Raw genomic sequence first — 26,017 nt, forward strand, 5'->3', positions numbered from 1 at the left:
GCCCTGCGGCTTGGAGGCGGGGCCGGCTCGGCCGCACCGTGGTTCGGCTGGGCCCGGCTTCGCCATGCCGTGGTGCGGCCGGGTTCGGCTTCTGCGCCGGGCCATGGCAGCACCCGGCGGCTGCGCCGAGCCCCCGCCGGGCGGGGCCGGCCCGCCGCGGGCTGCGCGGTGGGGCCGGCCCACGCGTCTCCGCTGCCCTGCGGCTTGGAGGCGGGGCCGGCTCGGCCGCACCGTGGTTCGGCTGGGCCCGGCTTCGCCATGCCGTGGTGCGGCCGGGTTCGGCTTCTGCGGCGGGCCAGGGGCGTGCCGGGCAGCTGCGCCGAGCCCCCGCCGGGGCCCGGCCTCCGCCGCGTGGAGGCGCGGCCCATGCAGCCTCGCCGGGCGGCGGGGAGGGGCTTCGGGCGGTGGGGGTGGTTGGGTTACAGGCCCCAGGTGTGGACGCGGTCCGGGTGGATGCGGATCACCTCCGGGCTGAAGTGCGGGCCGAGCCCGTGCGGCCCCACCTCCAGCGTGGCGTGTCCGCGGATCTCCACGCCGCGGACCTGCCACGGCCGGGTGCTCACCAGGTCGTCCACGACCAGCGCCAGCCGCGGATTGTGCTGGAGGTTGCGCCACTTCTTCGTCGAGCCCATCGCCAGTCCGCCCACCAGGATCGTCCCGTCGTCCTGAGGGAAGAACCCCACCGGGTTCGCCTGCGGCTGCCCCGCCGCGTCCACGGTGGCGAGCCGGCCCAGCCGCTGGGAGCGGAGGTACGCCAGTTCGGCCTTGCTGAAACCCTCGAAGTCCGTCATGCCCAAACCCTCGCAGCCCGCACGCCCCCGCGCATCGGGCCCGAGCCCTAGTCCCGAGGCCCGAGAGTGGATCCCCAGCCCGAAGTCCGAGCCCGGGGCCCGAGGCCGGGGCCTGACGCCCGAGGCCCGAGCCCGGGGCCCGGCGCTCGAGGCCCGAGCACGGGGCCCGGGCCCGAAGTCCGACCCCGGGTCCCGAGCCCGAAGTCCGACCTCGGGTCCCGAGCCCGAAGTCCGACCTCGGGTCCCGAGCCCGAAGCCCGAGAGTGCATCCCAGCCCGAAGTCCGACCCCAGGGCCCAGGGTCCGGGGCCCGGGGCCCGAGGCCCGGGGCCCGGGGCCCGAGGCCCGGGGCCCGGGGCCGGATTCGTGAGGCGGGGAGTCGGGGCCCGGGCCGGGTGGGGGGCGGTGGTTCAGGGCGTTGCCGCCACGCCCACCCACGCGCCCGTCACCAGCAGGCACGCCAGCAGTTCCACCAGTACGCTCGTCCCCACCGCCCGCATCACCGCCCGCGCCGACGCCCACGCCTCGCCGTGCGTCCCGAGGCGGCGCCGCTCGCACAGGTAGATGCCGCCCACGAAGCCCGGGACCGCCCCCAGCACCGGGATCAGCACGAAGCCCAGTACCGCCCCGGTGCCCGCGTACACCGCCATCCGGGGGGTCACCGCCAGCCCGTGCAGCCGCCGCGGCGGGAGCAGCCACTTCACCACCTGGACCACCAGGAGCAGGGCCGTCGCCGCGACCAGCAGGGTCCACGCCGCCGCCGACCGCACGCCCAGCGCCCACCACAGCAGCCCCGCCCACACCAGCCAGGTCCCCGGTACACCCGGCACCAGCACCCCGAGCACCCCGAGGACCAGCACCAGCCCCACCAGGAGCAGCTGCGGCAGATCCATCTGCTCAGCGTGACCGACCAGGGCCTATCGGGCCACCCAGCCCCGTTCGTAGGCGTGCCAGCCCAGCTGGAGCCGCGTCGTGACCCCCGCCAGCTCCATCAGGCCCTTGACCCGCCGCTGCACCGTCCGCAGGCCCAGTTCCAGATGCTTGGCCACGCTCGCGTCCGTCATCCCGGCCAACAGCAGGGTCAGGATCTCCAGATCCGTGGCGTCCGGCCCGCCGTCCGACTCCTCGGGCCCGCCCGACACGCCCAGCCGCAGCGGCAGCGACTCCCGCCACACCGCCTCGAACAAACCCGTCAGGGACTCCAGCAGCCCCGACGCGTGCACCACCAGCGCCGCCGGCTCCGCCCCGCGCGCCGTCAGCGGAACCATCGCCAGCGTCCGGTCCGCGATCACCAGCTTCGTCGGGACCTCGCCCGTCACCCGGACCCGTTCCCCGCGGGCCAGCGCCGCCGACGCCTCCCGGATCCCGCTCGGCCGGCTCAGTACCTCCCGCTCGATCACCACCCGGTAGTCGACGCCGCGTACGGAGGCCCGTTCCTCCGCCTCGTTCTCCGTACCCGTCACCACCTGCGGCCGGCCGCTGACCAGCGCGCACACCTCCCGCTCGGCGCCCAGCTGGAGCTGGTGGAAGCGGTGCGCCACCGCGCTCGCGCCCTGCACCACCTCCACGAGGTCGTGCACCGCCGGCTCGGCCGCCTCCGCCCGGTACTCCTCCGCCAGCAGCGCCGCCGTCAGCTCCGCCTGCTCCAGCTCGTGCCGCTGCTGCGTCAGGAGCGCCCCCAGGGCCACCCCCGGCGGCGCCGCCACCCAGCGCCCCGGCCGCGCCGAGGACTGCGCGGCCAGACCGTGCCGCTCCAGGTGCCGCAGCGCCCGCTCGGTCTGCGGCACCGGCAGGGTCAGCCGGTGCGCGAGGTCGGGCACCTCCGCCGCCCCCAGCGCCACCAGCACGCGGTACGCCGACTCCTGGCCCTCGTCGAGGCCTATCGCACCCAGCAACCCGAACACCCACCTCTCAGCCCCGCACCTGGCGGGAAGCGGCCACGGCGCAAACCCGCCGCCGACATCATCGCCGCACCCCCCGCCACTCTGCCAAGGTGACGCCACCGCAGCACCAACATCCGCTGGCCAGAAGCCATTTATGCGGCAGCTTTGCCGCGCAATGCAGCAGTTGGCCGGAATTCACCTGGGGAGAGCGATGCGCCCGATATCGCGAACGACGCTCGGGGCGGCCACAGCAGCCGTCCTGGCCGTCACCGCCGTCGGCCCGTCGGCGGCACAGCCGAGCGACGGAGCGCCTGGAAACAGACCACTCGTGGGCAGCGAGGCGGCCGGAAAGCAGCCCACCGCCCCCGTCACGGTCACCCTCGTCACCGGCGACCGGATCGTGGTCTCCACCGACGCCGCCGGCCGCACCGCCGCCACCGCCATGCCGCGCCCGGACGGCTCGCAGCCGGTCGTCCAGACCCGCCAGTCCGGCAAGGACCTCTACGTCTACCCGGAGAGCGCGGCGAAGGCCCTCGCCGCCGGCAAGGCCGACCACGAGCTCTTCAACGTCACCGGCCTCATCCGGCAGGGCTACGACGACGCGCACGCCAAGAAGCTCCCGCTCATCGCGGTCTACGACGGCTCCGTGAACGTGGCGCGCAGCGCCCCGCCCGCACCCCGCGGCGCCGAGCGCTCCCTGGTCCTCGACTCCATCGGCGGCGTCGCCCTCTCCGCCGACAAGGAGCGGGCCGCCGACTTCTGGGCCGACGTCACCGGTACGGACGCCCGCGCGCGCTCCGCGTCCGGCGCGCTGAAGAAGCTGTGGCTGGACGGCAAGGTCCAGGCGAACCTGGAGCGTTCCACGAAGCAGGTGAACGCGAACGCCGCCTGGGCCGCCGGATACGACGGCAAGGGCACCAAGGTCGCCGTCCTCGACACCGGCACCGACCTCGAACACCCCGACCTCAAGGGCCGCGTCTCCGACTCCAGGAACTTCACCGACTCGGACACCGACGGCGACCGGCAGGGCCACGGCACCCACACCATCTCCACCGTCGGCGGCTCCGGGGCCGAGAGCGGCGGCGCCAAGAAGGGCGTGGCCCCCGGCGCCGAACTGCTCAGCGGCAAGGTCCTCGACGACGCGGGCTACGGCCTCGACTCGTGGATCATCGCCGGTATGGAGTGGGCCGTCGCGAGCAAGGCCGACGTGGTCTCCATGAGCCTCGGCGACCCCACCCAGACCGCCTGCGACGACCCGCTCGCCGCGGCCGCCGAACGGCTCTCCCAGCAGGGCCCGCTCTTCGTCATCGCCGCCGGCAACTCCGGCCCCGGCAACAACACCGTCTCCTCGCCCGGCTGCGCGGCGAGCGTGCTGACCGTGGGCGCCGTCGACCGCGACGACACCACCGCGCTCTTCTCCAGCCGCGGCCCGGCCGGACTCCAGCACACCCTCAAGCCCGAGATCGCCGCCCCCGGCGTCGGCATCTCGGCCGCCGCCGCCGGCGGCCGCGGGGTGTACGCGTACCAGGGCATGTCCGGCACCTCGATGGCCACCCCGCACGTCGCGGGCGCCGCCGCCATCGTCAAGCAGCGCCACCCCGACTGGACCGCGCAGCAGGTCAAGGCGGCCCTCGTCGGCTCCGCGAACACCGCGGTGCCCGGGGACGTACGGGAGACCGGCGGCGGCCGGCTCGACGTGCGCGCGGCCCTCGACACCACCGTCACCGGCGCCCCCGCCGTCCAGGGCGGCACCTACAACTGGCCGCAGGACCGCAGCGACCGCACGACCGTGCAGGTCCCGTACACCAACCTCGGCAAGAGCCCCGTCACCCTGAACCTCGCCGTCGAGAAGGTCACCGGCAACGACGGCTCCGCCGTCCGCAGCCAGGTCGCCCGCCTCGGCCAGCGCACCGTGACCGTCCCGGCGGGAGCCACCGTCAAGGTGCCGCTCGGCCTCGACCCGGCCGCCGGGCTGGAGCGCTCCCAGTACGGGGACGTCACCGGCCGGATCATCGCCACGGCGGGCGGCGTGCGCGTCTCCACCCCCTTCTCGCTGTACGTCGAGCCGCAGACGGTCACCCTGCGCGTCAAGCTCGTCGACCGCGCGGGCAAGCCGGCCGCCGGACCGTCCTCCCTGGACGTGATCGGCACCTGGGGGCACCTCCCAGCGGTAGCTGGGGGAGACGCCACCGGCGAGCGCCGCTTCAACGACGGCTCCGTCGACCAGGTCTACCGGGTCCGGCCGGGCGCCTACTTCCTCTCCGCCTTCGTCGGCACCCCCGACGCGGGCGAGGGCGACGACCGGCTGGTCGACTCCCTCACCTACCTCGGGCGCCCGCAGGTCGAGGTGAAGAAGGACACGACCGTCGTGCTCGACGCCCGCAAGGCCGGGCGCCTGGCCGTCGACGCCGACAAGCCGGTCGAGGCCCGCAACACCACCCTCGGATTCGCCCGCAGCTGGGACGACGCGTGGCTGCACGCCGGCACCGCCATGGGCGGCCGGACCATCCGCGGCTTCTACGCCTCCGTCGAAGACCGCGCGAAGGACGGCGAGTTCGAGTTCGGCAGCTACTGGCGGGCGGCCGCGCCGCTCGTCTCCGAACTGAAGGTCGCGGGCGGCCCCGCCCTGCACCCGATCACCGCGTCCACCGGCAGCGACAACCTCGACGGGAACGGCAGCGCGCCGCTCGTCGACGCGGGCGCCGGCACCCCGGAGGAGCTCGCCGCGGTCGCCGCCAAGGACGCGGTCGTCCTGGTCAAGGCCGCGGACGGGGCGCTGCACCAGGTCGCGCAGAACGCGAAGGCCGCCGGGGCCAAGGCGGTGCTCGCCCACCGCGACGCCCCCGGCCGCTGGGTCGCCTTCACCGGCTATGCGGGCGGCTCGCTGCCCGCGATGGCCATCGAGGCCGCCGAGGGCAAGGCGCTGCTGGACCGGCTGGCGGCGGGCAAGGTCACGCTGTCCTGGAAGGCCACCGCGAAGAGCCCGTACGTCTACAGCCTCGCCTTCCCCGAGACGGGCGAGGTCAAGGGCAGCCGCACCTACCGGGTGCGCGACCGCGACCTCGGACAGGTGGAGTCCACCTACAACTCCATGGGCGTGGCAGCCGACTTCATCGACCTGGCCGGGGCCTACCGGCCGATCGGCAGCGCGGTGTTCTTCGGCGGGATCGAGACCGTCGCGGCGCCGGGCCGGCGCACGGAGTTCTACACCGCCGGGGACACGGCCTGGGACCAGCTGCTCTCCAGCAGCTTCCCCTGGGGCGAGTTCATGGTCGGCGAGCAGCGCCGCTACGCCAAGGGGCAGAAGACCAGCGCCAGTTGGTACGACGGGGTGACCGGCCCGGTCGCGCCGCGCGATGCCTCCGGCAAGGAGACGCTGGCCGCCGAGCGGCAGGGCAACCTGATCGGCTTCGCCCCCGCGATGTGGGGCGACAGCCGCCACGCCGCCCAGCCGGGCTCCTTCGGCGACATCGGCAACCTGCAGCTCAAGCGGGACGGCGAGGTCATCGGCGAGAGCTGGTACCCGTTCGGGGTCTTCGAGGTGCCGGCCGAGGCGGGCCGGTACGAACTGACCCAGGCCATCGAGAAGATCGGCCCGCCGGCGCGCACCTGGCAGCGGTCCACCTCCGTGCGGACGACCTGGGGCTTCACCTCGAAGCTCGACGCGTCGGCGTACTCGCAGGGGCTGCCGGTCCTCTTCCCGCGGTACGCGGCCCCACTGGACGGGATGAAGACGGCCGCGGCGGCGAACGGCCAGACCATCGGGCTGAGCGCCACCGGGCACGCGGGCTACGCGCCGGGTGCGCTGAAGTCGGCGAAGCTGTCGTACTCCTACGACGGTGAGAACTGGACCGAGGCGAAGGTGAGCGAGCGCGGGGGCCGATGGAGCGCGGTCGTGGACCACGCCGGGGCCTCGGGCAGGCAGGTGTCGCTGAAGGTCGAACTGACCGACGCGAACGGTGCCTCCGTTACCCAGACGGTCGCGCGGGCGTACGACGTCCGCTAGTCCGTACGGGTAGGGGTGGAGGGGTCCACCGGGCGGCGGCCCGGTGGACCCTTTTCGCGCATTCGGCGTTTTCCGCTCGCGCGGGAGGCCGAGAATGAGGGCATGAGTCAGCAGGGCGCGGACGACTGGTGGCAGAAGCTCTACGAGGACCCGGACCCGGACCCGGGCCCGTCCCCCGACCCGGGCGACACCCTGGACCACCGCTTCCACACGGCGGCCAACCTCACAACAACCGACCCCCCGGGCCCAAGCCAGGCTCCGGCACCGGGTCAGTCCCCGGGCGCCGGCCCGGGGCAGACTGCGGTGCGGGGCCAATCCCCGGGCGCCGGCCCGGGCCAGGCTGCGTCGCCGGGTCGGGCATTGGGTGTGGGCCCAGGTCAGGCTGCGGTGCCGGGCCAGTTGCCGGGCGCCGGTCCGGGTCAGGCTTCGGCGTCCGGTCAGGCCGCGGATGTCGGTCCGGGTCAGGCTTCGTTGCCGGGTCGGGCATTGGGTGTGGGCCCAGGTCAGGTTGCGGTGCCGGGCCAGTTCCCGGGTGCCGGTCTGGGTCAGGCTTCGGCGCCCGGTCAGGCCGCGGATGCCGGTCGGGGTCAGGCTTCGGCGTCCGGTCAGGCCGCGGATGCCGGTCCGGGTCAGGCTTCGTCGCCGGGTCGGGCATCGGGTGTGGGCTCAGGTCAGGCTTCGGTGCCGGGCCAGTTGCCGGGTACCGGCCCGGGGCAGGCTTCGTTGCCAGGTCAGGAGCCGGGTGCCGGGTCGAGTCAGGCTTCGGTGCCGGCTCCGGCTTCGGCGTCGGATCGGGAGCCGGCCTCGGGGTCGATTCCGGGTGTGGCCTCGGCGTCGGATCGGGCGTCGGGATCGGACCCGTCTGCGGGATCCGGCTCGGCTTCGGCCTCGGGGGCGGGGTGGGGTGCGACCTCGGCTGCGGCGCCGGGGCTGCCTGCGGTGTCGGGACCGGGGCGGGCCTCCGTGGCGGGGGTCGGGCCGGTGTCGGTGCCGGGGCAGGCGGGGCCTCCGCCCGCGCCGCCGGAGGCACCGGCCGCCCCGGAATCGCTGCTCCCGGGGCCCCGCCGTTCTGCGCCGCCGCCCCCACCGGGATGGCCCCCGGCCCAGCCGCGTGCGACCACACCGCCAACGGCCGGGACGCCGAACCCGGTTGAGCCCCCGCCCCCACCGGCTGCCGCCCCGCGCCCAACGGCTGGCGAGCCGCCTCCACTTGCCGCCCAGCCTCCTGCCAGCCCACCCCCACCACCTGCCGCGGCCCCGCCTGCGCCCGCTGCCCCGCCGCCACCACCTGCTGCGGCCCAGCCGCCCACGGCCGCTCCCGTGCCGCCGGCCTTCAGCTCGCCTCCGGCTACTGGGTCACCTTCGTCCGCCGCCCCGGCTACGGCTGCTGAATACCCCTCTGCTCCGCATCTGGCTGCGGGCGCCGTCCCGCCCACGGCTGCTGCCCCGCCTTCGGCTCCCGGCGGGCCGGCGGGCGCCGTGCCGCCCCCGGCCGCCGTCCCGCCTCCGGTCACCCCGCCGCCCCCGGCCGCCGTCCCGCCTCCGGTCACTCCGCCGCCCGCGGCGGCTGCCGTCCCGCCTCCGGTCACCCCGCCGCCCGCGGCTGCTGCCCCCGCGCCCCCGGTAGCGCCGCCGCCCCCGCCGCCCGCCCCGCCGCGGGATCCGCGGGATCCGCGGGAAGGGGGTGTCACCGGGTATGCGCTCGGGGGTGTGGAGGTGCCGCCGGTGCGGGAGGCCGAGTTGCCTGTGTGGCGGTGGGAGGTGCCGCAGGAGCGGGAGGAGGAGGGGGCGGAGCCGGGGCCCGTGCGGGCCGGGCCCGCGGAGCGATCCGGCGCGGACCGGCCCGAGGTGCGGCATCTGGGGGACCGCGCGCCCACCTACGCCGCCGAGCCCGGCTCGCTCCCCCCCGCCGACCCGGCCGCGCTGGACGCCCTGACCCCCGACACCGTCCTGGAAGGCGCCCGCTACGGCACGTACACCCTGCGCGCCGCCTCCCTGCGCGGGGACTCCGCCCGGTTCCGCGGCGAGGCCCGCCGCGACTTCCTGCTCACCGCCCGGTTCGGCGGCGGCGACGACGCCCTGGTCCTGGTGGTCCTCGCCGGCGGCGACCGGGCCGCCCCCGGGGCCGCCGCGGCCGCCGCCGAGCTCTGCCGGACCGTCGCCGCGGCCGTCGGGCGGAGCCAGGAGCGGCTGGCCGAGGACATCCGCGCCGGGCGCCGCGACGCCCTGCGCTCGGGCCTCCAGCGGCTCACCGACCGCGGCTACGGACGGCTGCGCGCCCGCGCCGCCGAGCTCGGGCTCGCCGAGGAGGCGTACACGGCCGGACTGCGCGGCCTGCTGCTCCCGGTGGACCCCGAGTGCCGCACCCGGGTGTGCTTCGGCGCCGGCGCGGGCGGGCTGTTCCGGCTGCGGGACGGGGCCTGGCAGGACCTCGAACCCGCCCGGCCGTCCGTACCACCCGCCCCGTCCGCACCGCCACCACCGCCCGCCCCGACCGCCCAGGCCGCCCAGGCCGCCCCGTCCCCGCCCCCGTCCGACGAGGACACCGCGCACGGCTTCCGGTTCCGCGCCTCCGTGGCCCGTCCAGGTGACACCCTGCTGCTGTGCTCCGGCGGCCTCGCCGAGCCGATGCGCGAGGAGCCGGTCCTGCCGGCCGCGCTCGCCGCGCGCTGGGCCGTGCCGGAACCGCCCGGCCTCGCCGCCTTCCTCGCGGACACCCAGCTCCGCCTCAAGGGCTACGCCGACGACCGCACGGCCGCCGCCGTCTGGGAGGCGTAACCGGCGCACCCGTGGCTGGATAGGAGGCATGGCCAAGCAGAACGTGGCAGAGCAGTTCGTCGACATCCTCGTGCGCGCCGGCGTGCGCAGGCTGTACGGCGTCGTCGGCGATAGCCTCAACCCGGTGGTGGACGCAATCCGCCGTACGGGTGGCATCGATTGGATCCAGGTCCGCCACGAGGAGACGGCGGCCTTCGCGGCCGGCGCCGACGCCCAGATCACCGGCCGCCTCGCCGCCTGCGCGGGCTCCTGCGGCCCGGGAAACCTGCACCTGATCAACGGCCTGTACGACGCCCACCGCTCCATGGCCCCGGTCCTCGCGCTCGCCTCCCACATCCCCTCCTCGGAGATCGGCCTCGGCTACTTCCAGGAGACCCACCCCGACCGGCTGTTCAGCGAGTGCAGCCACTACAGCGAACTGATCTCCAACCCCCGGCAGATGCCGCGCGTCCTGCAGACCGCCATCCAGCACGCCATCGGCCGCAGCGGTGTCGGCGTCGTCGCGCTGCCCGGGGACATCGCCGGGCAGCCCGCGCCGGAGAAATCGGTGGAGCACGCCCTGGTCACCGCCCGCCCCTCGGTCCGCCCGGGCGAAGGCGAGATCGAGAAGCTGGTCCGCCTCGTCGACGAGGCGGACCGGATCACCCTCTTCTGCGGCAGCGGCACCGCCGGGGCGCACGCCGAGGTGATGGAGTTCGCCGGCCGGGTCAAGGCGCCCATCGGGCACGCCCTGCGCGGCAAGGAGTGGATCCAGTACGACAACCCGTACGACGTCGGCATGAGCGGCCTCCTCGGCTACGGCGCGGCCTACGAGGCGACCCACGAGTGCGATCTGCTGATCCTGCTCGGCACGGACTTCCCGTACAACGCCTTCCTCCCCGACGACGTGAAGATCGTCCAGGTGGACATCCGGCCCGAACACCTCGGCCGCCGATCCAAGTTGGACCTCGCCGTCTGGGGAGACGTACGGGAGACCCTGCGCGCCCTGAACACGCGGGTGCGGGCCAAGACGGACCGCCGCTTCCTGGACCGGATGCTGAAGAAGCACGCGGACGCCCTGGAGGGCGTGGTCAAGGCCTACACCCGCAAGGTGGAGAAGCACACCCCCATCCACCCCGAGTACGTGGCCTCGGTGCTCGACGAACTCGCCGACGAGGACGCCGTTTTCACCGTCGACACCGGCATGTGCAACGTGTGGGCGGCACGCTATCTTTCCCCGAACGGCAAGCGCCGCATCATCGGCTCCTTCAGCCACGGCTCCATGGCCAACGCCCTCCCGCAGGCCATCGGCGCACAGTTCACCGACCGCGAACGTCAAGTCGTGTCGATGTCGGGTGACGGTGGTTTCTCGATGCTGATGGGAGATTTCCTCACCCTGGTGCAGTACGACCTTCCCGTCAAAGTGGTCCTGTTCAACAACTCATCACTCGGAATGGTCGAGTTGGAGATGTTGGTTTCCGGCCTGCCCTCCTACGGGACGCAGAACACGAATCCCGATTTCGCCGCCATCGCCCGCGCGGCGGGCGCGTACGGGGTCCGCGTGGAGAAGCCCAAGCAGCTCACAGGGGCTTTGAGGGATGCGTTCAAGCACCGGGGACCCGCTCTGGTGGACGTGGTGACCGACCCCAACGCCTTGTCGATTCCACCGAGGATCAGTACCGAGATGGTGACCGGATTCGCCCTTTCCGCCAGCAAGATCGTGCTGGACGGAGGGGTGGGCCGGATGATCCAGATGGCTCGATCCAACCTCCGCAACGTTCCCCGCCCTTGAGCCCGTATGAGTGCGGACCGGTCCGGGGGGCATGCATCCCGTAGACCTGTTCGAGAGCAATGGACGCGGGAGGTAGACCGCCGTGCGGGTGGGGGCGAACACGGGGAAGCTGTGGAAGAGGGGCCGGCCGGTACCTCGCGAGCCCTCGGCCGAAGGCGGGGGAGCGGCGGACGCGCTGGAGATCAGCCGCAGCGTACGCCGGGCCGATCTGAAGGCGGTGGGCGAAATCCGGCGGTCCTTACGGGAGTTGATGCGCCACCGGTGCCGGGCGGATGCCGCGGAGGTGGCCGAACTCCTCCTCACCGAGCTCGTCACCAACGCCCTCGTCCACACCGAGCAGGGCGCCGAGGTCTGCGCGAGCCTGGACGCCGCCCGGCTGCGGGTGGAGGTCCGGGACTACGCCTCCCGGCGGCCCCTGCCGTACGTACCGACCGCCGACGACGGTACGCACGGCCGGGGTCTGGTGCTCGTGCAGGCGCTCGCCGACGCGTGGGGCGTGGACGTGGTGGAACCGGGCCGCGGCAAGGTGGTCTGGTTCGAACTGCACGGAGGGCTCGCCTGAGCGGAGGGCTCGCCTGAGCGGGCGAGCCCTCCGGGGGCCGGGTGCGCGTCCGGGACCGGGGCTGGGACCGGTACCGGCGCCGGGAGCGGTCAGCCGAACTGCTGCTCCAGGTCCTTCAGTTTGCGCTCCAGCGAGTCGAGCCGGGGAATCGTCTGGGTGTCGTCCTCGGCGGTGAGGTCCACCGTCCGGGGCCCGGTCACCTCAACGGACTCGGTCCGGCTGACGGCCTGCAGGGAGGGCCTGCGGCGGGCGGTCAGCTGTCCCGATTCCGGTATGGCCGGCTCCGCGCCGACCGGCGCGGAGCCCGCTCCCTGCGTCAGTTCCGGCAGCTCGACCTGCCGGGCGCGGGCCCGCCCGAAGGCCCGGTGCTGCCGGCCCAGCGCCCTGATGTGCGCACGGTCCAGACGGTGCTGCTCCCGCCTGCGGTGCCGGTCGTTCTCCTTCTCCTTCTTGTCCTCGCGCACCTCGTCCACGGCCTCGTCGAGGGTGCGCACCCCCTCCAGCAGCATGAGCGACCAGGCGCCGAAGGTCTCCCGGGGCGCCCGCAGCCAGCGGACCATCCGGATCTGCGGCAACGGCCGCGGGATCAGGCCCTGTTCGCGCAGCGCCGCCCGGCGGGTCTGCTTGAGGGCCCGGTCGAAGAGGACGGCCGCCGAGAGCGACATGCCGGCGAAGAACTGCGGGGCTCCGTCGTGGCCCAGCCCGCGCGGCGCGTGCACCCAGTTGAACCAGGCGGCCGCGCCCGCGAACAGCCAGACCAGCATGCGCGAGCCGAGGGCCGCGTCACCGTGGCTGGCCTCGCGGACGGCGAGCACCGAGCAGAACATGGCTGCGCCGTCGAGGCCGAAGGGGACCAGGTACTCCCATCCCCCGGACAGGTTGAGGTTCTGCCGCCCGAAGCCGACCAGTCCGTGGAAGGAGAGCGCGGCGGCGACCGCGGCGCAGCAGAAGAGCAGGACGTAGGAGGCGGTGCCGTAGACGGCCTCCTTGCGCCTGCGGCGCTCCTCGCTGCGCTCCCAGCTGTCCTCGGCGGCGGCCTTCTCGCTCTCGCGCTTGCCCCGGGCCAGTACCGCAACTGCCGCAAGTACGCCCAGGATCAGCAGGCTGCCGGGCAGCAGCCAGTCCAGCGATATGTCGGTCAGTCTCATGCGGATGTCCCTTGCCTCTGCCTCGCGTATGCGGCCTTCCGGCGCCATAGTGGCGCAGCGGATCGGCCCGGCATGCCGGTTTCGGGGCAAGTGGACGCCATCGGGGGGCGGGGCCCGCCGGATAGGGTGTTGTGGTTCGAACTGGCGCCCGTGCGGGGCGAGTTGAGTTCGAATCGCGTCACCCTTGGGGGTGGGTTCAGCTCGCGATCGGCTCCGCCTCCGCCGTGAGCCGGGCGATGCGGTCCGCGTCGCAGGTCCGGGGGCAGGTGACGCAGGTGTCGTCCGGCCGGATGGTGTAGAAGAAGCAGCAGCTGGCCCGGTCGCGCGTGGGCAGCCCGCGGCCGTCCGGCCCTTCGAGCGTGCGGAATCCCGCACCCCCGGTGTACGGGGCGGTCGAGCCGGGCAGCAGCGCCTCCAGCTCGGCCATGGCCCGCTGCTGCTCCCCGAGCAGGTCGCCGATGTACCAGAGGCTCTCGACGACCTCGTCGGTCACCATGCCCCACAGGGCCCGGCGGCCGCGCCGCATGCGCGGGCCGAAGCCCGCCAGTACCGGATCGAGGTGCTGGGCCACCGCAGCCCGCACCTCCTCGCGCAGCGCCTCCTCGTCGGGCACGACCCGGGCCCCGGGGAGAGCGGCCGCCGGATCGTCCGGCAGGCAGGCGAATTCCGCCACGTGTACGGCCATCCGGCCCTGCGTCCGGTGGAAGGCCACCTGGGAGACGGGGAGCCGGGGGACCCGCCGCTGGAGGAACCAGGGCAGGGTGATCAGCAGGCAGGCCGGCCACGCGTACCGGTGCAGCCCGAAGCTCGCGACCACGTCGGGGCGGGCCCGCTGCCCGTAGTCCCGCAGGACCTGGGCGTCGTCCCAGGCCAGGTACGCGTCCAGGGCCGGTCCGCCAGCCGCCAGCTCGTCCGCGCCGACCCAGCCCACACCGCGAGGGGAGGGTTCGTGCGCGGAGCGCTCGACGACCAGCAGCCCGGCGTAGGCCTCGGCCAGCCGGGAGTACGAAACCGCCACCGGGGAGGTGGTGACGGGCGGAACGGCCGTGACGGTCATGACGGACCACCAAATCGCGCGATCGTTAACAGGTTAGCCTTACCTTACCCGATCTCGGTCAGGCCGTATCCTCGGGGCAGGCCAATACACCGAGGAGGACCGAGTGCACGACACGGCCCGAGCCCGGGTACCGGCACAGACGAGGAAAGTGCTGCGCCATTCCGTACGCGGACAGGTGCTGGACGCGCTGCGCGCCGCGCTCGTCGACGGCGAGCTGGTGCCGGGCGAGATCTACTCGGGCCCGGCCCTGGGGGACCGCTTCGGCGTCTCCGCGACGCCCGTGCGAGAGGCGATGCAGCAGCTGGCCCTGGAAGGTGCGGTGGAATGCCTCCCGAACCGGGGCTTCCGCGTGCTGTCGCGCACCCCGCGCGAGCTGGCGGAGCTGGCCGAGGTACGGGCCATGCTCGAGGTCCCGGTCATGCTCCGGCTGGCCCGGACCGTGCCCGCGGCGACGTGGGAGGCCCTGCGGCCGGCCGCGGCCGCCACGGCGGAGGCGGCGGCCGCGGGCGATGTCCCGGGGTACGCGGAGGCGGACCGGGCCTTCCACCGGCAGGTGCTCGCCCTGGCGGGCAACGGCCAGCTGGTGCAGGTGGCGGACGAGCTCCACCGGCGGGCGCAGTGGCCCCTGCCGGGCGCTCCGCGGGTCCGCCGTGCGGATCTCGTCGCGGACGCGGCGGAGCACGCGGCGCTGCTGGAGGCGCTGGCCGCCGGTGACCTCCCGGTCGTGGAGTCCCTGATCCGCGAACACTTCGCGGGCTCCAACCCCTGACGGGGCTGGATGGTGCCGACGGCGGCTGCTACGTGGCCGGTGTCGGGTGGAGCTGGTCGGCCAGCCAGGTGGGGATGCCGCCCAGGAGGTGGAACAGGCGGCGGGCCTCCGCGCGCAGGCGGGTGGCTTCCGGTTCCGGTTCGGCCTCGGCCAGGGCGGCCAGCGCGGGCGCCGTGCCGACCAGGAAGCCCAGCTCCTCGCGGATCCGCAGGGACTCCAGGAACCCGTGGCGGGCCTCCGCCACCTCGCCGTCCCGCAGGGCCAGCGCCGCCAGGTGCCGCCAGGTGAAGGACAGCAGGAGCGTGTCCCCGTGCGCGACCGCTCCCGCGTGCGCCCGGTGGTACGCCGGACGGGCCGACTGCGGGGCGTCCGCCAGGTGCTCGGCGACCAGGCCCCGCCGGAAGTCCAGCAGCGGGCGGGTCCGCGACCCCGGCGACAGCAGCGCCGCCGCCCGGCCCAGCGCGGAGCGGGCCTCGTCGGCCCGGTCCCGTACGCCCAGCACGGTCGCCGCGTACGCCAGCTGGCCCCGCTCGCACGCCGCCGCGCCCCGGTCGTCGTCGTCCTGCGCGACCGCCTCGGCGACCCGCAGCGCGTCCTCGGCCTCGGCCCAGCCCTGGCCCGTGAACAGGCACCGCTCGACCAGCAGCGCGGTGCGCTGCACGGCGGCCCCCGCGTCTCCCAGGTGCGGCGTCAGCAGCGCCGCCGCGTCGGTCCAACAGCCGCGCGAGCGCAGCCGCCATATCGCCCGCTGGAGGGGGTCGTCTCCCCCGGTAGTTCCGGCACCCGACATGGCGGTTTCCGCCACATTGCCCTCCCCAAAGCAACCAAGCAGCACATCGTTGAGCCCTGGGGCGAAATGAGAGCACGGATCGGAGGCTCCGGCCAAGGGGTCGGGTGAACTCTTTCACAAAGTCCGGACGGATCATCAGCCGTCCCGCAGTCCGGACACCTCCGGCCGCGGGACGGATCTTCTCAGCTCATCCGCAGTGCCAGGAAGAAATCGAGCTTGTCCTCCAGCCGCGAGAGGTCACGCGCCGTCAACTGCTCGATTCGCCCGACCCGGTACCGCAGCGTGTTGACGTGGAGGTGCAGGCGCGTCGCGCAGCGGGTCCAGGAGCCGTCGCAGTCCAGGAAGGCCTCCAGCGTCGGAATGAGCTCCGCGCGGTGGCGCCGGTCGTAGTCCCGCAGCGGGTCCAGCAGCCGGGCCGTGAACGCGCGCCGCACGTCGTCCGGCACGAACGGCAGCAGCAGCACGTGCGAGGCCAGCTCGTGGTGTCCTGCCGCGCAGACCCGGCCCGGACGGGCCGCGGCGACCCGGCGGGCGTGCCGGGCCTCCTCCAGCGCCCCGCGCAGCCCCTCGGCGGAGTGCACGGCCGCGCTGACGCCCAGCGTGAGGCGGCCGTCGTCGGCCAGACCGGCCTGCAGGGGGTCGCGTACGGCCGAGAGCAGCTCGTCGGCGTGCAGGGCCGAGTCGGGGCCCTTGTCCTCCCCGCCCTCCCCGGTCAGCGAGGGCAGCGGCACCAGGGCGATGGCCTCGTCCCCGGCGTGGGCGACGGCGATCCGGTCCGAGGGCTCCGGCCCCGAGACCGACGGGTCGACGAGGATCTCCTCCAGCAGCGACTGGGCCACCGGGCCGCCGGCGATGTCCCCGCCGTCCCAGTCCACCCGGGCCACGACCACCTGCCAGTGCGGGGCCGCGCCCAGGCCGGGCAGCAGCACCGGCGCCGCCACCCGCAGGCGGGCGGCGATCTCGGCGGGCGGAGCACCCGTCTGGACCAGCTCGAGGACCTCCTGTGCGAGGCGGCGCCGCACGGTGCGGGCCGCGTCGCGCCGGTCCCGCTCGACGGCGATCAGCTGGGTGACGCCCTGGAGCAGGTCCAGGCGCTCGGCGGGCCAGTCGCCGGCGTCCGCCTCCACGGCCAGTAGCCAGTCCGACAGCACGCTCTCGCGCACGTCCCGGGAGCCCGGCCCGGCGGCGCCCCGGCCGTGTCCCCTGATCGGGAAGAGCGAGTAGGTAATACCCTGAATGGAGATCCGGTGCGGGCCCCTGCGGCCCGTCCGGACCGCCGCGAGGTGCTCGCTCGCCAGTGCCGCGCACACGCCCGGCGCCAGCGGCTCGCCCGCCCCGGCGATCTGCCGGCCGGTGGGGGACAGCACCCAGGCCCGGAGATCGAGGTCGGTGGTGAGCAGATCCAGCACCACATCCGGTCCACCGCCCGCCGGACCCGAGGTCATCAGGCGGCGGTGGCGGTCCACGACGGCCGCGAGATCGCCCGCGCGCTCCCCGGAAACCTGGCGCACCACGTACTCGGTGATCGTGGCGAATGCAACGTCTTCGTTCACAGCGAACAGCGGCAGGCGGTTGCGCCGACAGGCTGAGACCAGATCGTCCGGGATGTCTCCCAGCTCCGCCTCGCCGGCCGCGAGCCCGGCGACGCCCGCGCTCGCGAGGATTCGTACGAACGGCTCGGAGTCGGCTGAATTTCTTCGCCAGGCCAGGCCAGTGAGGACGAGCTCGCCCCCGGTGAGGTATCGGCTGGGATCACGCAGGTCGGTCGTCATGACCCCGCGGACCGTCCGGTCGAGTTCTTCCTCGCCGCCCAGCAGCCGCAGCCCCAGCGCCTCGGTTTCCAGCAGTGCGCGCAGCCGCATGATGTCGCCGCCGATCTGTCTCGAATGTTGCCGTTGGAAAACGGGCAGGTCGTCGCATCCTGCCTTTCATACGAATCTACAAGACGAGGGAGGCCGTCAGCCAACTCCTTCATGGTTTCGGTGACTGCACCCGGGGGACGGGCGGCCGGTGTACTAAGTCCACACCGCGTTAACAGCACGTGAACGACCAGTCGAGGGCCTTTGGGCCTCCTGGCTTGAAGTGAACGACCCGATTAAGAAGAAGAGAGCCGCACATGGACTTCCTTCGCCCCGCCAGCTGGGAGGAGGCGCTCGCCGCTAAGGCCGAGTTCCCCACAGCTGTGCCGATTGCGGGTGGCACCGATGTGATGGTCGAGATCAACTTCGACCACCGTCGGCCGGAGTACCTCCTGGACCTGAACCGCATCGGTCTGCTGCGGGAGTGGGAGGTCGGCGAGGACGTGGTTCGTCTGGGCGCCTCCGTCCCGTACACGCAGATCATGGAAAACCTCCGCACGGAGCTTCCGGGTCTCGCGCTCGCCTCGCACACGGTCGCGTCCCCGCAGATCCGCAACCGCGGCGGCGTCGGCGGCAACCTCGGTTGCGCCTCGCCGGCCGGTGACTCGCACCCCGCGCTCCTCGCGGCCGGTGCCGAGGTCGAGGTGGAGTCCGTACGCGGCTCTCGCCTGATCCCGATCGACGAGTTCTACACCGGCGTCAAGCGCAACGCGCTCGCCGCCGACGAGCTCATCAAGACCATCCACGTGAAGAAGGCGGACGGTCCCCAGCAGTACTCCAAGGTCGGCTCCCGCAACGCGATGGTCATCGCGGTCTGCGCGTTCGGCCTGGCGCTGCACCCGGAGACCCGTACGGTCCGCACCGGCATCGGTTCGGCCGCGCCGACCCCGATCCGTGCGAAGGCCGCCGAGGAGTTCCTGAACGCCGCGCTCGAAGAGGGCGGCTTCTGGGAGTCGGGCAAGGTCATCACCCCGTCGATCGCCAAGCAGTTCGGTGACCTCGCCTCCGGCGCGGCCAACCCGATCGACGACGTCCGCGGCACGGCGAAGTACCGCCGTCACGCGGTTGGCATCATGGCTCGCCGCCAGCTCGTCTGGACCTGGGAGCAGTACCGCGGTACCGGCAACGGCCGCTCGCTTGAAGGGGCTGCGTAATCATGCGCGTCAATTTCACTGTCAACGGCCGTCAGCAGGAAGCCGACGACGTGTGGGAGGGCGAGTCCCTTCTCTACGTCCTGCGCGAGCGCCTGGGCCTGCCCGGTTCGAAGAACGCCTGTGAGCAGGGCGAGTGCGGTTCCTGCACCGTCCGCCTCGACGGCGTGCCGGTCTGTTCCTGCCTGGTCGCGGCCGGTCAGGTCGAGGGCCGCGACGTCGTGACCGTCGAGGGCCTGGCGGACTTCGCCAAGCAGCGCGAGGAGCACGGCCACGGCGGTGCCTGCGGCACCGGCGGCGGCTGCGGCAGCAAGGGCGTGTCCCTGGACGCGGCCAAGCAGTGGCAGGCCAAGCCGGGCGACTCGCAGACCGGCGAGGGCACCCCGCTCTCCAACGTCCAGCAGGCGTTCATCGACGCCGGCGCCGTCCAGTGCGGTTTCTGCACCCCGGGCCTCCTGGTCCAGGCGGACGCGCTCCTGGAGGAGAACTCCTCCCCGTCCGACCAGGACATCCGTGAGGCCCTGTCCGGCAACCTGTGCCGCTGCACGGGCTACGAGAAGATCCTCGACGCGGTCCGCCTCGCGGCCGCCCGTCAGGCAGAGGCGGTCTGACCATGGCTCAGAACACGCGCACGGTGCCCGCAGGCGCGCCGACGAACGTCAGCCAGAAGCACAACAAGGGCGGCATCGGCGAGTCCACGCTCCGCCCGGACGGCACCCTCAAGGTCACCGGTGAGTTCGCGTACTCCTCGGACATGTGGCACGAGGACATGCTGTGGGGCCAGACCCTGCGCAGCACCGTCGCCCACGCCGAGATCGCGTCCATCGACATCTCCGAGGCGCTGGCCATGCCCGGCGTGTACTCGGTGCTGACGTACGACGACCTGCCGGCCGAGATGAAGAACTACGGCCTGGAGATCCAGGACACCCCGGTTCTCGCCAACGGCCGGGTACGCCACCACGGTGAGCCGGTCGCCCTCGTGGCCGCCGACCACCCGGAGACCGCCCGCCGCGCGGCCGCCAAGATCAAGATCGACTACCGCGAGCTGCCGCTCGTCACGGACGAGGCCTCCGCCCTCGCCCCCGACGCGCCGCTGATCCACGAGGGCCGCGACGACCACCACATCGGTCACGTCCCGCACCCGAACATCGTGCACCGTCAGCCGATCATCCGCGGCAACGTGGAAGAGGCCCGCAAGCGCGCGGACGTCATCGTCGAGGGCGAGTACACCTTCGGCATGCAGGACCAGGCCTTCCTCGGCCCGGAGTCCGGCCTGGCCGTGCCCTCCGAGGACGGCGGCGTCGAGCTGTACGTCGCCACCCAGTGGCTGCACTCGGACCTCCAGCAGATCGCCCCGGTCCTGGGCCTGCCGCCGGAGAAGGTCCGCATGACGCTCTCGGGCGTCGGCGGTGCCTTCGGCGGCCGCGAGGACATCTCGATGCAGATCCACGCCTGCCTCCTGGCCCTGGCCACGAACAAGCCGGTCAAGATCGTCTACAACCGCTTCGAGTCCTTCTTCGGCCACGTGCACCGCCACCCGGCGAAGCTCTACTACGAGCACGGCGCCACCAAGGACGGCAAGCTCACACACATGAAGTGCAAGATCGTCCTGGACGGCGGCGCGTACGCGTCCGCTTCCCCGGCGGTCGTGGGCAACGCCTCCTCGCTCTCGGTGGGCCCGTACGTCCTCGAGGACGTCGACATCGAGGCGATCGCGCTCTACACGAACAACCCGCCCTGCGGCGCGATGCGCGGCTTCGGCGCCGTCCAGGCCTGCTTCGCCTACGAGGCCCAGATGGACAAGCTCGCGGCGAAGCTGGGCATGGACCCGGTCGAGTTCCGCCAGCTCAACGCCATGGAGATGGGCACGATCATGCCCACCGGCCAGGTCGTGGACTCCCCGGCCCCGGTCGCCGAGCTGCTGCGCCGGGTCAAGGCCCGCCCGCTGCCGCCGGAGCGCCAGTGGGAGAGCGCCGGCGAGGGCGCGGACGTCCGCGCACTGCCGGGCGGCCTGTCCAACACCACCCACGGCGAGGGCGTCGTCCGCGGCGTCGGCTACGCGGTCGGCATCAAGAACGTCGGCTTCTCCGAGGGCTTCGACGACTACTCGACCGCCCGCGTGCGCCTCGAGGTCATCAACGGCGAGCCCGTCGCGATGGTCCACACGGCCATGGCGGAGGTCGGCCAGGGCGGCATCACCGTCCACGCGCAGATCGCCCGCACCGAGCTGGGTGTCACGCAGGTGACCATCCACCCGGCCGACACGCAGGTCGGCTCCGCCGGTTCCACGTCCGCCTCGCGGCAGACGTACATGACCGGTGGCGCGGTGAAGAACACCTGTGAGGCCGTCCGCGAGAAGGTCCTGGAGATCGGCCGCCGCAAGAACGGCTCCTACCACCCGGCGTGGGCGACCGCCGAGCTGCTCCTCGAGAGCGGCAAGGTCGTCACCGACGGCGGCGAGGTCCTCGCGGACCTGGCGGACATCCTCGAGGGCGAGGACGCGATCGACCTGGAGCTGGAGTTCCGGCACCGGCCGACCGTCGCCTTCGACCTGAAGACCGGCCAGGGCGACGGCCACGTCCAGTACACCTTCGCCGCGCACCGCGCGGTCGTCGAGGTGGACACCGAGCTCGGCCTGGTCAAGGTCGTGGAGCTGGCGACCGCGCAGGACGTCGGCAAGGCCCTGAACATGCTCTCCGTGGTCGGCCAGATCCAGGGTGGCACCACCCAGGGCCTCGGCGTCGCGATCATGGAAGAGATCATCGTGGACCCGAAGACCGCGAAGGTGCGCAACCCCTCCTTCACGGACTACCTGATCCCGACCATCCTGGACACCCCGACCATCCCGGTCGACGTCCTGGAGCTCGCCGACCCGAACGCCCCCTACGGCCTTCGCGGTATGGGCGAGGCCCCGACCCTCTCGTCCACCCCGGCCGTCCTCGCGGCGATCCGGCAGGCGACCGGTCTGGAGCTCAACAAGACGCCGATCCGTCCGGAAGCCCTCACCGGGACCCTCTAGGACGGCGTGGTCCGGGGGCCGCGACCCCCGGATCCTCGGACCCCCTCAGACTCTCCGGGCGGTGCGAAATGGGAACGTCACACTTCACATCGCGCCGCCCGGAGTACCCGAAGTACCGCACCGCTCGCGGTTCGCTTCACCCGGCAGTACCCCTGCAAGAACCCCCACGTAGTACCAGCGGTCACCCCCGCGCTACCCGCAGTACACGCAGTGCACCTTCGCGTCGCCTCGGGCCGTCACCCCGGGTCGTGCAGCCAACGCAGTTTCCCAAATCCCGCGTCTCCAATCTTTATGCGGGTGCCCCTTTGAACCTTGGGAGTTAGGCACCATGACCCAGTCGTCTGTGGAGCCCAAGACCACCGCGGAAGAGGCCGGCGACGGCTCTCGCACCCCCGCCGGGCGTTCTTGGCTCGACCGGTACTTTCACATAACGCACAGAGGATCCAACGTCGGCAACGAGGTTCGTGGCGGTATCACGACCTTCATGGCCATGGCGTACATCCTCCTTCTCAACCCCCTGCTCCTCTCGGGCAAGGACGTCGCCGGCACCGTCATGGACGGATCGGCGATCATCACCGCCACCGCCTTCGCCGCGGCCGTGACCACGCTGCTCATGGGCTTTGTCGGCAAGGTGCCGCTGGCCCTCGCCGCCGGTCTGTCCGTGTCCGGTGTGCTCGCCTCGCAGGTGGCCCCGCAGATGACCTGGCCGCAGGCCATGGGCATGTGCGTGGTCTACGGTGTCGTGATCTGTCTCCTGGTCGTCACCGGCCTCCGCGAGATGATCATGAACGCCATCCCGCTCGCGCTCAAGCACGCCATCACCATGGGCATCGGCCTGTTCGTCGCCCTGATCGGCTTCGTGAAGGCCGGGTTCGTCGGCAACGGCGGGGAGTTCATGCCCCCCGTCCAGCTCGGCGCGACCGGTGAGCTGTCCGGCTGGCCCGTCCTGCTCTTCGCGATCACCCTGATCGCCATCTTCATGCTCCAGGCCCGCAAGGTGCCCGGCGCGATCCTGATCGGCATCGTCGGCGGCACCATCCTCGCCGCGATCCTCAACGCCATCGTGGACATCGACCCCAAGGCCTGGAAGAACGGCCCGCCGGAGCTCGACGGCTCCGCGGTCTCGATGCCGGACTTCTCGCTCTTCGGCGACGTCTCCTTCGGCGGCTGGGGCGACGTCGGCTACATGACGGTCGGCATGATCGTCTTCACCCTGGTGCTCGCCGGCTTCTTCGACGCGATGGCCACCATCATCGGCGTCGGCACCGAGGCCAAGCTGGCCGACGACAAGGGCCGCATGCCGGGCCTGTCCAAGGCCCTGTTCATCGACGGCGCCGGTGGGGCCATCGGTGGCGTCTCGGGCGGCTCCGGCCAGACCGTGTTCGTCGAGTCCGCGACCGGCGTCGGCGAGGGAGCCCGCACGGGCCTCGCCTCCGTCGTCACCGGCCTGTTCTTCGCCGCCTGCCTCTTCTTCACCCCGATCACCCAGATCGTCCCGGGTGAGGTCGCCTCCGCGGCCCTGGTCGTCATCGGCGCGATGATGATGCAGAACGCCCGCCACGTGGACTGGGCCGACAGCTCCACCTCGATCCCGGTCTTCCTGACCGTCGTCATCATGCCCTTCACATACTCGATCACCGCGGGTGTCGCCGCCGGTGTCATCTCGTACGTCGCCATCAAGATCGCTCAGGGCAAGGCCCGTGAGATCGGCGGCTTCATGTGGGCGCTGACCGGAATCTTCCTGGTCTTCTTCGCGCTGCACCCGATCGAGGGCTGGCTCGGCGTCGGCTGACCCGGCCGCCGCTGATCCGTACGCAACAACCCGTACGAAGTACCGCGCACTCCACGTATCCGATACTGGAACCGAACCTCTCCGAGGAGGCCCCCATGCTGGACATCGCCGAAGAACTGAACCGGTGGGTCGAGCAGGGACGTGACTTCGCCGTCGCCACCGTGGTGGCGGTCGGCGGGAGCGCGCCCCGGCAGCCCGGGGCCGCGCTCGCCGTCGACAGCGAGGGCACGGCCATCGGCTCGGTATCCGGCGGATGCGTGGAGGGCGCGGTGTACGAGCTGTGCCGGCAGGCGCTCGAAGACGGCGAAACCGTCGCCGAGCGCTTCGGCTACAGCGACGACGACGCCTTCGCCGTGGGCCTGACCTGCGGCGGCATCATCGACATCCTCGTCACCCCGGTCTCCGTGGGCTCCCCCGTACGGGCGGTGTTCGCGGCCGGTCTGGCCGCCGCCGCCCGCGGGGAGGCGGCGGCGGTCGCCCGAGTGGCGGAGGGGCCGGCCGAGCTGATGGGCCGCGCCGTGTTCGTCCGTACCGAAGGCGCCTGGGAGGGCGGCTTCGGGGGCCACCCCGAGCTGGACCGCACCATCGCCGAAGAGGCCCGCGCGATGCTCGACGCCGGCCGGACCGGCGTACTGGAGATAGGGGCCGACGGCCGGCTCTGCGGAGAGCCGCTCAAGGTGCTGGTCGAGTCCAGCGTCCCGCCCCCGCGGATGATCGTCTTCGGCGCCATCGACTTCGCCTCCGCCCTCGTGCGCATCGGCAAGTTCCTCGGCTACCGGGTCACCGTCTGCGACGCCCGGCCCGTCTTCGCGACGAAGAACCGTTTCCCCGAGGCGGACGAGATCGTCGTCGACTGGCCGCACCGCTACCTGGAGACCACGGACGTGGACGGCCGCACCGTCCTGTGCGTGCTTACCCACGACGCCAAGTTCGACGTCCCGCTCCTCGAACTGGCCCTCAGGCTTCCCGTCGCCTACGTCGGCGCCATGGGCTCCCGCCGCACCCACGAGGACCGCAACAAGCGGCTCCGCGACGTCGGCATGACCGAGCTCGAACTGGCCCGGCTGCGCTCCCCGATCGGCCTGGACCTCGGCGCCCGCTCCCCGGAGGAGACCGCGCTGTCCATCGCCGCCGAGATCGTCGCCAACCGCCGCGGCGGCAGCGGCGCCGCGCTCACCGGCGCGCACACCCCGATCCACCCCGACCCGAAGGCCGTCTCGGACGGCGTGATCGGCCGGATCGGCTCCGTCGCTTGAAGAGCTGAACCCCGTACGTGACCGAGGGCGCGACCCGTGAGGGTTGCGTCCTTTCGGCATTCCGCCTATTTTACCCGCCGGTAACAGGAGGCGCCTTCTCCATCCCTTCCCCTGCAACGGAGTTGAACGGATGTCACGTACCCTCCGCATCCTGGGCGCGCTCGCCGCGGCCTCCCTTCTGGCCTCCCTGGCGCCCGGCGTGCCCGCGGCGGCCTCGTCCGGCGGCAACGGCCTGCGCGAGGTGCTGTTCGTCGGGAACAACTGGGAGGGGACCGCCGACGTCCTCGCCTCCACCGGAGATCTCGCCAAGGTCGGCCGCATCGACATCGTTCCCGACAAGGAGGAGCGGCTCCGGGAGATCTACCTCAACCCGGTCAGGCTCGCCTTCTTCCTTGGCATCCGGGCCACCGCCGGCGAGGGCCACGACCAGTTCGTGGACGACCTGTACACCACCCCCGACGGCTCGGCCGTCGTTGCCTCGCGCCCCAGCTTCGCCGATGTCGTCTCCGTCGACCTGCGGACCGGGCGCATCAACTGGCGCTTCCCGGTGGCCGGTTACCGGGCCGACCACATGGCCGTGTCGCCAGACGGGACCCGGGTCGCGGTTTCGGCCTCCACCGCCAACACCGTGCACGTCCTCGACATCGCCACGGGCCGGCAGACCGGCTCCTTCGCCACCGGCGACAAGCCCCACGAGAACACCTTCACCGGCGGCGGCCGCTACCTGTGGAACAGCTCGATCGGGGAGGTGACCACCGCGCTGGACGCGCCCTGGCTCGACTGGACGAAGGGCGACCGGAAGATCACCGTGGTGGACACGCAGACCTTCCGCACGGTCAAGGTGATCGACATGCGCGAGCGGCTGGACGCCTTCGGCCGCCGGGACCTGTCCGACGCCGTCCGTCCCGTCTCCTTCAGCCCCGACGAGTCGAAGCTCTACTTCCAGGTGTCCTTCTTCAACGGGTTCCTGGAGTACGACGTGGCCACCGACCGGATCACCCGCCTCAAGACCCTCCCCGAGAACCCGGCCACCAGCAAGGACCGCACCACCTGGGTCAACGACTCCCGGCACCACGGCATGTCGATGAGCCCGGACGGGACCAAGCTCTGCATCGCGGGCACCATGGACGACTACGCCACCGTCGTGGACCGGGCCACCCTCGCCGAAGGGCCGCTGGTGGGCGCCGACAAGCCGTACTGGGCCACGGTCGACGGCGACGGCTCGGCCTGCGTGATCTCCGAGAGCGGCTCGGACCGGGTGACGGCCATCGACTTCGCCACCGGCGCCAAGCGGCTGTCCGTGCCTGTCGGGGACCATCCGCAGCGCATCAGGATCGGACACGTCCCGGCGGACTGGACGGGTCCCGCCACCGGGTGACGCCCCGG

The 26,017-nt window shown here is 72.9% G+C and carries 19 protein-coding genes; 11 read left to right on the forward strand and 8 right to left on the reverse strand.

The window, feature by feature from the left end; translation table 11 throughout:
- Positions 1–419: 419 nt before the first annotated feature.
- The 3 genes from ACFWP3_RS26975 to ACFWP3_RS26985 form a co-directional block, all read right to left on the reverse strand.
- A complete protein-coding gene (locus ACFWP3_RS26975; protein ID WP_384225860.1) occupies positions 420–791 on the reverse strand; it encodes a PPOX class F420-dependent oxidoreductase in 372 nt (123 codons plus the stop codon).
- 409 nt (positions 792–1,200) lie between these two features.
- The gene (locus ACFWP3_RS26980) at positions 1,201–1,683 is read right to left on the reverse strand and encodes a DUF456 domain-containing protein (protein WP_384225862.1); all 483 of its coding nucleotides are present in this window, start codon (positions 1,681–1,683) and stop codon (positions 1,201–1,203) included.
- A 24-nt stretch (positions 1,684–1,707) separates the two neighbouring features.
- A complete protein-coding gene (locus tag ACFWP3_RS26985) occupies positions 1,708–2,685 on the reverse strand; it encodes a helix-turn-helix domain-containing protein (protein WP_384225865.1) in 978 nt (325 codons plus the stop codon).
- A 199-nt stretch (positions 2,686–2,884) separates the two neighbouring features.
- On the opposite strand from ACFWP3_RS26985, the gene ACFWP3_RS26990 reads away from it, so the two are divergent.
- Entirely contained in the window at positions 2,885–6,679 is a 3,795-nt protein-coding gene (locus tag ACFWP3_RS26990) for a S8 family serine peptidase (protein WP_384225868.1), read from the forward strand.
- Positions 6,680–7,434: 755 nt separating this feature from the next.
- Here ACFWP3_RS26990 and ACFWP3_RS26995 read toward each other — a convergent pair.
- Positions 7,435–7,800 carry a hypothetical protein gene (locus ACFWP3_RS26995; protein ID WP_384225871.1) on the reverse strand — a complete coding sequence of 122 codons (366 nt, stop codon included), beginning with the start codon at positions 7,798–7,800 and terminating at the stop codon, positions 7,435–7,437.
- A 604-nt stretch (positions 7,801–8,404) separates the two neighbouring features.
- On the opposite strand from ACFWP3_RS26995, the gene ACFWP3_RS27000 reads away from it, so the two are divergent.
- The 3 genes from ACFWP3_RS27000 to ACFWP3_RS27010 all read left to right on the forward strand — a co-directional run bounded on the left by ACFWP3_RS27000 (position 8,405) and on the right by ACFWP3_RS27010 (position 11,790).
- Positions 8,405–9,457, forward strand: coding sequence for a protein phosphatase 2C domain-containing protein (locus tag ACFWP3_RS27000; protein ID WP_384225873.1), 1,053 nt, complete (start codon positions 8,405–8,407; stop codon positions 9,455–9,457).
- Positions 9,458–9,485: 28 nt separating this feature from the next.
- The gene (locus tag ACFWP3_RS27005) at positions 9,486–11,228 is read left to right on the forward strand and encodes a pyruvate dehydrogenase (RefSeq protein WP_384225876.1); all 1,743 of its coding nucleotides are present in this window, start codon (positions 9,486–9,488) and stop codon (positions 11,226–11,228) included.
- Between the two features lie 250 nt (positions 11,229–11,478).
- Complete coding sequence (locus ACFWP3_RS27010) at positions 11,479–11,790, forward strand: ATP-binding protein (RefSeq protein ID WP_384225917.1); 312 nt, start codon at positions 11,479–11,481, stop codon at positions 11,788–11,790.
- Positions 11,791–11,879: 89 nt separating this feature from the next.
- Here ACFWP3_RS27010 and ACFWP3_RS27015 read toward each other — a convergent pair whose 3' ends face one another.
- Positions 11,880–12,938, reverse strand: coding sequence for a DUF2637 domain-containing protein (locus tag ACFWP3_RS27015; RefSeq protein WP_384225878.1), 1,059 nt, complete (start codon positions 12,936–12,938; stop codon positions 11,880–11,882).
- Between the two features lie 196 nt (positions 12,939–13,134).
- Positions 13,135–13,995, reverse strand: coding sequence for a (2Fe-2S)-binding protein (locus ACFWP3_RS27020; RefSeq protein ID WP_384225880.1), 861 nt, complete (start codon positions 13,993–13,995; stop codon positions 13,135–13,137).
- Positions 13,996–14,098: 103 nt separating this feature from the next.
- Between ACFWP3_RS27020 and ACFWP3_RS27025 the strand changes: the two genes are divergently transcribed.
- A complete protein-coding gene (locus ACFWP3_RS27025; protein WP_384225883.1) occupies positions 14,099–14,764 on the forward strand; it encodes a GntR family transcriptional regulator in 666 nt (221 codons plus the stop codon).
- 28 nt (positions 14,765–14,792) lie between these two features.
- Here ACFWP3_RS27025 and ACFWP3_RS27030 read toward each other — a convergent pair whose 3' ends face one another.
- Together ACFWP3_RS27030 and ACFWP3_RS27035 are read right to left on the reverse strand one after the other, a co-directional pair.
- Positions 14,793–15,569 carry a hypothetical protein gene (locus ACFWP3_RS27030; protein WP_384225886.1) on the reverse strand — a complete coding sequence of 259 codons (777 nt, stop codon included), beginning with the start codon at positions 15,567–15,569 and terminating at the stop codon, positions 14,793–14,795.
- Between the two features lie 167 nt (positions 15,570–15,736).
- Entirely contained in the window at positions 15,737–17,416 is a 1,680-nt protein-coding gene (locus ACFWP3_RS27035) for a PucR family transcriptional regulator (protein WP_384225889.1), read from the reverse strand.
- A 254-nt stretch (positions 17,417–17,670) separates the two neighbouring features.
- Between ACFWP3_RS27035 and ACFWP3_RS27040 the strand changes: the two genes are divergently transcribed.
- The 6 genes from ACFWP3_RS27040 (at position 17,671) to ACFWP3_RS27065 (ending at position 26,009) form a co-directional block, all read left to right on the forward strand.
- A complete protein-coding gene (locus ACFWP3_RS27040) occupies positions 17,671–18,567 on the forward strand; it encodes a xanthine dehydrogenase family protein subunit M (RefSeq protein WP_214937389.1) in 897 nt (298 codons plus the stop codon).
- Between the two features lie 2 nt (positions 18,568–18,569).
- Positions 18,570–19,175, forward strand: a complete 606-nt coding sequence (locus ACFWP3_RS27045; RefSeq protein ID WP_384225892.1) for a (2Fe-2S)-binding protein — start codon at positions 18,570–18,572, stop codon at positions 19,173–19,175.
- Positions 19,176–19,177: 2 nt separating this feature from the next.
- On the forward strand, positions 19,178–21,583 hold the full coding sequence (locus tag ACFWP3_RS27050) for a xanthine dehydrogenase family protein molybdopterin-binding subunit (RefSeq protein WP_384225895.1): 2,406 nt from the start codon (positions 19,178–19,180) through the stop codon (positions 21,581–21,583).
- Positions 21,584–21,911: 328 nt separating this feature from the next.
- Positions 21,912–23,375 carry an NCS2 family permease gene (locus ACFWP3_RS27055; protein WP_384225898.1) on the forward strand — a complete coding sequence of 488 codons (1,464 nt, stop codon included), beginning with the start codon at positions 21,912–21,914 and terminating at the stop codon, positions 23,373–23,375.
- Between the two features lie 95 nt (positions 23,376–23,470).
- Positions 23,471–24,631, forward strand: a complete 1,161-nt coding sequence (locus tag ACFWP3_RS27060) for an XdhC family protein (protein ID WP_384225900.1) — start codon at positions 23,471–23,473, stop codon at positions 24,629–24,631.
- Between the two features lie 130 nt (positions 24,632–24,761).
- Positions 24,762–26,009 carry a YncE family protein gene (locus ACFWP3_RS27065; RefSeq protein ID WP_384225903.1) on the forward strand — a complete coding sequence of 416 codons (1,248 nt, stop codon included), beginning with the start codon at positions 24,762–24,764 and terminating at the stop codon, positions 26,007–26,009.
- Positions 26,010–26,017 lie beyond the last annotated feature (8 nt).

Origin of the sequence: Streptomyces sp. NPDC058525 (assembly GCF_042719495.1) — a bacterium.
Lineage (GTDB): Bacteria > Actinomycetota > Actinomycetes > Streptomycetales > Streptomycetaceae > Streptomyces.

Coding starts and splice junctions, on each gene's coding strand:
- ACFWP3_RS26975 (WP_384225860.1), bottom strand. CDS start 791: ATGACGGACTTCGAGGGTTTCAGCAAGGCCGAACTGGCGTACCTCCGC.
- ACFWP3_RS26980 (WP_384225862.1), bottom strand. CDS start 1,683: ATGGATCTGCCGCAGCTGCTCCTGGTGGGGCTGGTGCTGGTCCTCGGG.
- ACFWP3_RS26990 (WP_384225868.1), top strand. CDS start 2,885: ATGCGCCCGATATCGCGAACGACGCTCGGGGCGGCCACAGCAGCCGTC.
- ACFWP3_RS27005 (WP_384225876.1), top strand. CDS start 9,486: ATGGCCAAGCAGAACGTGGCAGAGCAGTTCGTCGACATCCTCGTGCGC.
- ACFWP3_RS27010 (WP_384225917.1), top strand. CDS start 11,479: ATGCGCCACCGGTGCCGGGCGGATGCCGCGGAGGTGGCCGAACTCCTC.
- ACFWP3_RS27015 (WP_384225878.1), bottom strand. CDS start 12,938: ATGAGACTGACCGACATATCGCTGGACTGGCTGCTGCCCGGCAGCCTG.
- ACFWP3_RS27020 (WP_384225880.1), bottom strand. CDS start 13,995: ATGACCGTCACGGCCGTTCCGCCCGTCACCACCTCCCCGGTGGCGGTT.
- ACFWP3_RS27035 (WP_384225889.1), bottom strand. CDS start 17,416: ATGCGGCTGCGCGCACTGCTGGAAACCGAGGCGCTGGGGCTGCGGCTG.
- ACFWP3_RS27040 (WP_214937389.1), top strand. CDS start 17,671: ATGGACTTCCTTCGCCCCGCCAGCTGGGAGGAGGCGCTCGCCGCTAAG.
- ACFWP3_RS27045 (WP_384225892.1), top strand. CDS start 18,570: ATGCGCGTCAATTTCACTGTCAACGGCCGTCAGCAGGAAGCCGACGAC.
- ACFWP3_RS27050 (WP_384225895.1), top strand. CDS start 19,178: ATGGCTCAGAACACGCGCACGGTGCCCGCAGGCGCGCCGACGAACGTC.
- ACFWP3_RS27055 (WP_384225898.1), top strand. CDS start 21,912: ATGACCCAGTCGTCTGTGGAGCCCAAGACCACCGCGGAAGAGGCCGGC.
- ACFWP3_RS27060 (WP_384225900.1), top strand. CDS start 23,471: ATGCTGGACATCGCCGAAGAACTGAACCGGTGGGTCGAGCAGGGACGT.
- ACFWP3_RS27065 (WP_384225903.1), top strand. CDS start 24,762: ATGTCACGTACCCTCCGCATCCTGGGCGCGCTCGCCGCGGCCTCCCTT.